Below are 5,577 nucleotides of genomic sequence, written 5' to 3'. Positions count from 1 at the left end.
GCGGCGGCGCTGCGGATCGTGCGCGGGCCGAGGGTGCCGACGAGCAGCTCGGGACCGCCGTGCTGGAGGGGTGGCGGACCGACCGGGCGTACGGCGTCGACGACCCGCTCACCGGCCCAGACCCGCCGGATCGTGGCGACCCGGTCGGCCATCGCCGCCATGGTGTGCGTCGACCAGTCGGCGTCGGCGGCCCGGTAGTCCTCCTCGCGCCCGCCGACCCCGAGGCCGACGGTCAGCCGGCCGCCGGAGAGGCGGTCGCCGGTGGCGAGCGCCTTGGCGAGCGGGACCGGCGCGTGCAGCTGCGGGACCACCACGGTCGTCACGACGCGCACCCGCGACGTCCAGGCCGCGACCGCCCCGAGGAGCGTGAGGGCGTCGGGGTTGTCGAAGGCCATCCGCTCCCCGAAGCACACCGAGGAGTAGGGGCCTTCGTCGATCGCCCGCGCCCAGACCTCCAGCGTGTCGTCGGCCGCCCACAGGTCGGGCTCCATCACCGGCAGCGTCATCCCGACGTCCATCAGGACCCCACCTTCTTCGAGTCGTCCGCCTGAGGGTGGCGTCTACCGGTGCGAGAGGCGGACGACCCTAGCGGATGCGGAAGGAGTGGTCGCTGATGTCGAAGAAGTAGTTGTCGACCGCCTCGATCTTCAGCCAGGCCCGACCGGTGGTCCTCGGGAACCGGACCTTCGCCCGGCCGTCGTTGGCGGTGGTGGCGAGGACGTGGGACCAGGTGCGGCCGTGGTCGGTCGAGAGCACGAGCCGGACCCGGGGCGCCATCCAGCGGGTGCCGTTGACCTCCCACCGCACGACCTTGCGCGAGCCGCCCTCGACCAGCCCGCCCTTGCGGAACGAGGAGACCAGGAACGGGCCGGCGTGGCGGGCGACCTTGATCGTGACCTCGTCGTACCCGACGCCCCCGCCGCCGGGCTGCTGGTCGCGGGCGGTCAGCCGGAAGTGCATCGGCTCGCGGTAGGCGGAGGTGGGCAGGAACTCGGAGTAGCAGTTGCGCGGGCGCTTGGCGACCGGCTTGTAGTCGTCGAGGTTGTCGGGCAGGGCCGGGACAGGTCCGCACGTGCCGGTGCGGGCGTTGGTGTTGCCGGCCATGATCTGCGCGAGGTCGGGGAACGTGCGGGTCGGGCTGCCGGTGGCGATGTTCTCGCCGGGCGAGTGGTACTGCAGCGTGGCGTCGTCGCTGACGTTCGCCCAGGTGCCGAACACCCGGAACAGCGGGCCCCACGGCTTGCGGTTGCTGACCAGCGCGGTGCCGCCGTGGCCCCCGGCGTCGTCGTTCTGCTCCCAGAGGTAGACCAGCGGGTCGCCGTCGGGGTCGGTGCCGGAGCCGGTGAGCGTGAACGGCGTGCGGGTCGGGATCGTCCGCGTCCGCGGCGCCGTGACCACGGGGTTGTGGTTGTCGGTCGGGTTGATCCGGAACCCGTGGTTGCCGGGCTCGCCACCCTGAGCGGTCTCGCCGACGTGGGCCGAGACGCCCGCGTCGGTGGACGACACCGCCAGCGCGTCCATGTCGTCGCGGTCGCTGTCCTCGGTGTAGGGGTCGGTGTCGCCGGCGAAGATCACCTGGAAGCCGGTGTCGTCGGGCTCGGTGACCGGCGCCGGGTAGGTCTCCCCGCCGGAGTAGGGGTCGTAGCCCCAGCCGACGACGGTGACGTTCGCACCGGTGAGCTCCTCGACGGCGGCCTCGATGTGGGCCGCGTCGTACGTCGAGCCGCGGGTCAGCGTGACCGGCGCACCGCCGCCGGGGTAGGCGATGCGGATCGACTCGCCGTCGGTGTCGAAGCCGGTCAGCGAGACGTTCTGCACCTCGACCGGCGCCTGGGCCGTGCCGCTGGTGTAGGCCGCGACCTCGTCGAGCGTGCGCTGGGAGAAGTAGGGGTCGGTGTGCGGCTGCAGGTCGTCCTGCAGGCAGATGCCGGCGTAGGCCATCACCGAGGAGCCCGAGCCGGGCTCGACGGAGGTGCCGGAGTTGCGGTTGCCGCCCGAGCAGGCGTTCTGGACGCCGTTGAACGTGTGGTTGCCCCCGAACTGGTGGCCCATCTCGTGGGCGACGTAGTCGATGGCCATGAAGTCGCCGGTCGGGTCGGGCAGGCCGGTGCAGCCCAGGCCCTTCTCGATGCTGCCGACGACGCCGAGGCCGGCGATGCCGCCCCCGTTGACGCCGAGCATCAGGTGACCGATGTCGTAGTTGCTGGCACCGATGATCTGGCCGAGCACGACCTGGTTGCGGACCAGGCCCGGGACGTCGCAGTAGTCGAGCTGGCCGGGCACGTTGTCGGGCGAGTCGGGGTCGCCGACGCCCGGGTCGAAGCAGGGATGGGCGCCGCACGGGCCGTCGGGCCCGGAGGCCTTCTCGACGGTGTCGAGATTGAGGTCGTCGGTGCCGTCGACCAGCACGAGGTTGATCGCGAGGTCGTCGTTGTAGATCTGGTTGACGCGGTTCATCAGCGTGACCTTCTCGGCGGTCACGTTGGCGCTGCCGAAGTAGGCGGCGTACGACGGGTCCGTGACCAGCGCGAGCCGGTAGACCCGCTGCTGCACGGCCTCGCCGCCGGCCTGCGAGCGCGCGGCGGAGCGCTGGGACGAACGCCGGGCGTCCGCGCGCTGGACCTCGGGGAGCTCGCGCTCGGCGACCCGCTCGGTCTCGCGCGGCAGGCTGCCGCCGTAGTAGCTGAGGTGGACCGCGGCGTCGCCACGGCGGTTGTAGGCGGGGTCGACGTACCACGCCGACTGGCCGCCGGTGCGGACCGAGGCGTGGAAGCCCATCGGGGTCACGTCGAGGGCGATGGTGGTGCCGCGGTGGTCGAGCGAGCGGCCGGCCCACGTGCTGATCTCGGGGTGGGCGGCCGCGAGGGCCGGCTGCATCAGCTGGGTGCGCTGGACCGCGAAGCGCTCGACGCCGCCCGACGGGGTCGGCACCGAGAAGACGGTCGAGTCGCTCGCGCCGGCGCGCGGGGCGCCGCGCAGGGCGGCGCGCACCTGGGCGGTGTCGACGCGCACGGCGGCGTAGGACGAGGGGTGCACGCGGACCTGGGGGCCGGTGGGCCTGAAGTCGCGCACCGGCCGGTAGATCGCCCGGTCGAGCCCCCGCGCGTCGGCGGAGTCGGGGGCGGCGTCGGCCGACGACCAGGCGAGCGGCAGCACGGAGGCGGCCAGGGCCAGGACGAAGAGCGCGGCAACGGACCGGATCGGTCGCGGCATGGAGTCTCCCTCTCGAACCCGCGCCCGTGGTCGGGCGCGGTGCTCGCAGCCTAGAGGTCCGCTCCGACGGTGCCTACTGCCCCATCGGGCTAGCGGTCAGCCATCGTCCGAGCAGCGTGCCCTCGGCCTCGAGCAGCAGGTGCAGCCGGAGGGGTACGTCGACGGGCGGGCCCTGCGTGATGCGGGGGTGCTCCCCGGCCACCAGGCGCGGGACGACCGTCGTGCACAGCTCGTCGGCCACCCCCGAGGCCAGCAGGTCGCGCAGCAGGTGCGGACCGCCCTCGCAGAGCACGTGGCCCCAGCCGCGGTCGGCGAGCACCTGCTTGAGCAGCGGCAGGTCGACGCGGTGCGAGCCGAGCACCAGCACCTGCTCGGGACCGAGCAGGTCGCGGGCGGCGTCGAGGCCCTCGGCCGCGCTGCAGGTCGCGAGCAGCACCGATCCGCGGGGCGCGTCGCGCAGCCCCTCGGGCACGTCGCCGCGCCGGCTGACCAGCACCAGCGGCGTACCGGCCGGGCCGTAGGCCTCCGCCCGCGCGGTGCCGGCGCCGACGACGATCGCGTCGGCCATCGCCCGCAGCTGGTGGAAGACCTGGTGGTCGACGGCGTTGTTGATCGACCCGCTGGTGCCGGTCTCGCCGGTGGCCGCGCCGTCGACGGTGGCGACCATGTTGACGCGCAGCCAGGGCGTGCGCGGGACGGCGTAGAGCTCGGCCAGGTCGTCGGTGTCGGGGCCGACCAGGACCCTCATCGTTCCCACCTCATCACCCAGTACTGCACCCCGTAGGGGTCGTCGTCGTAGTCCACCCGGGCCTCTCCCAGCTCTCCGAGCTCGGCCATCCGCCCGATGCCCTCGACGCTCGCCCACAGCTGCTCGGCGAGCGCGGCGTCGACCTCGGGTCGACCGGCCCGCAGCGACGCGCCCAACCCCTCGTCGAACGGGTGCGCGCGCTCGTCGAGGTGCCCCGGCGCCTTCTCGGTGCGCTTGGCGCTGCCGTTGCCGATGACGAGGTACGCCGACGCGCCGGTGGTCGAGCGGTCGCCGGTGGTCGAGCTCGTCGAGACCCCCGCAGCGTCGACGAGCGCCCGAGCCACCCGCTCCCCCTGCGGATCGGCGAGGATCACCGGGCCGTCGCCCAGCCACCGCACCGCCTCCAGGCACGCGGCCCGCAGCTCGGCGACCGGGTCGTCGAGGCCGGCGTACTCCGGCAGCAGCGCGAGGACCCCCGGCACCAGCACGACTCTCATTGCAGCCCCCGGATCGCGCGCTTCGGTAGCCGCCGGCCGGCGATCGTCTCGATCATGTCGACGGTCTGGCGGGTCTCGACGACCTCGTGCACCCGGTAGATGCGGGCGCCGGCGAGCGCACAGACCGCGGTGGCGGCCAGGGTGCCGGTGAGCCGCTCCCCCACCGGGACGTCGAGGCTCTCGCCGACGAAGTCCTTGTTGGACAGCGACACGAGCACGGGATAGCCGGTGGCGACCATCTCGCCGAGCCGCCGGGTGACCTCGAGGGAGTGGAAGGTGTTCTTGCCGAAGTCGTGCGCCGGGTCGATCACCACCGAGGCCGGGTCGACGCCGGCGGCGATCGCGCGCTCGGCGTAGGCGACGGTGTCGTGGATCGCGGCGGCGACCACGTCGTCGTACTCGAGGCGATAGGGGCGGGTGCGCGGGGTGACGCCGCCGGTGTGGGTGCAGACGATCGCGGCGCCGGCCTCGGCGGCGGCGTCGACGAGCTCGGGGTCGGCGCCGCCCCAGGCGTCGTTGAGGACGTCGGCGCCGGCGGCGCAGACCGCCCGGCCGACCTCGGCGCGCCAGGTGTCGACGGAGATCACCAGGCCGGGGAAGGCCTCACGCACGCGGGCCACGAAGTCGACGACGCGCGCCTTCTCCTCGGCCGCGTCGATCTCGACGCCCGGCGCGGCCTTGATGCCGCCGATGTCGACGATCTCGGCGCCCTGCTCGACGACCAGGGAGACCCGCTCGAACGCCTTGTCCTCGGCCCAGGTGGCGCCCTTGTCGTAGAACGAGTCGGGGGTGCGGTTGACGATCGCCATCATCAAGGTGGCCTCGTCGGAGAACGCGTGGCGGCCCAGCTGCAGCGTCACGCGACGCTCACCGCCGGCGGCCGCTCGTCGGCGGCCGTGCCGGGCGCCACGTCGGTGCCGACCCGGGCGAGCGCGGCGGCCAGGATCTGCGCCGACATGCCGGACAGGTCGCGCAGCGACTGGTGCCGGTGGGCGCGGGTGCCGAGGTCGACCTGGGCGATCGCGTCGAGTCCGTGGCGGCGCACGGTGTCGACGAGGGCGGCCAGCTCCACGGCGTACCCGGTCGGCACGCTGAGCTGCTCGAACAGGCTCCGGCGTA

Annotated in this window: 5 protein-coding genes and 1 pseudogene; all 6 read right to left on the bottom strand. The window is 73.8% G+C overall.

Going from position 1 to position 5,577, the window contains the following annotated elements; genetic code table 11:
- Positions 1-518 (bottom strand): LLM class flavin-dependent oxidoreductase (locus Q0L15_RS11540; RefSeq protein WP_296604493.1); only part of this gene is annotated, 518 nt, incomplete at its 3' end.
- A gap of 67 nt (positions 519-585) precedes the next feature.
- On the bottom strand, positions 586-3,213 hold the full coding sequence (locus Q0L15_RS11535) for a M12 family metallo-peptidase (protein ID WP_296604492.1): 2,628 nt from the start codon (positions 3,211-3,213) through the stop codon (positions 586-588).
- Positions 3,214-3,286: 73 nt separating this feature from the next.
- Positions 3,287-3,961, bottom strand: coding sequence for a dihydrofolate reductase family protein (locus Q0L15_RS11530; protein ID WP_296604490.1), 675 nt, complete (start codon positions 3,959-3,961; stop codon positions 3,287-3,289).
- Positions 3,958-4,458 (bottom strand): hypothetical protein, encoded by a 501-nt coding sequence (locus tag Q0L15_RS11525; protein ID WP_296604489.1) that lies wholly within the window; start codon positions 4,456-4,458, stop codon positions 3,958-3,960. The genes Q0L15_RS11530 and Q0L15_RS11525 overlap by 4 nt, the downstream gene beginning before the upstream one ends.
- Positions 4,455-5,318, bottom strand: coding sequence for a dihydropteroate synthase (gene folP / locus Q0L15_RS11520; protein WP_296604486.1), 864 nt, complete (start codon positions 5,316-5,318; stop codon positions 4,455-4,457). Before folP ends, Q0L15_RS11525 begins: the two co-directional genes overlap by 4 nt.
- Positions 5,315-5,577: pseudogene (locus Q0L15_RS11515) on the bottom strand (glucosyl-3-phosphoglycerate synthase); the annotation flags it as partial. The gene folP and the pseudogene Q0L15_RS11515, both read right to left, overlap by 4 nt.

Origin of the sequence: Nocardioides sp., from assembly GCF_024509035.1 — a bacterium.
Lineage (GTDB): Bacteria > Actinomycetota > Actinomycetes > Propionibacteriales > Nocardioidaceae > Nocardioides.
The sequence above is the reverse complement of the archived record's forward strand: the minus strand, read 5'-3'. Positions and strand labels throughout refer to the sequence as shown.

Excerpts from the sequence above, each read along its gene's own strand:
- Q0L15_RS11535 (WP_296604492.1), bottom strand. The coding sequence starts at position 3,213 with ATGCCGCGACCGATCCGGTCCGTTGCCGCGCTCTTCGTCCTGGCCCTG.
- Q0L15_RS11530 (WP_296604490.1), bottom strand. The coding sequence starts at position 3,961 with ATGAGGGTCCTGGTCGGCCCCGACACCGACGACCTGGCCGAGCTCTAC.
- Q0L15_RS11525 (WP_296604489.1), bottom strand. The coding sequence starts at position 4,458 with ATGAGAGTCGTGCTGGTGCCGGGGGTCCTCGCGCTGCTGCCGGAGTAC.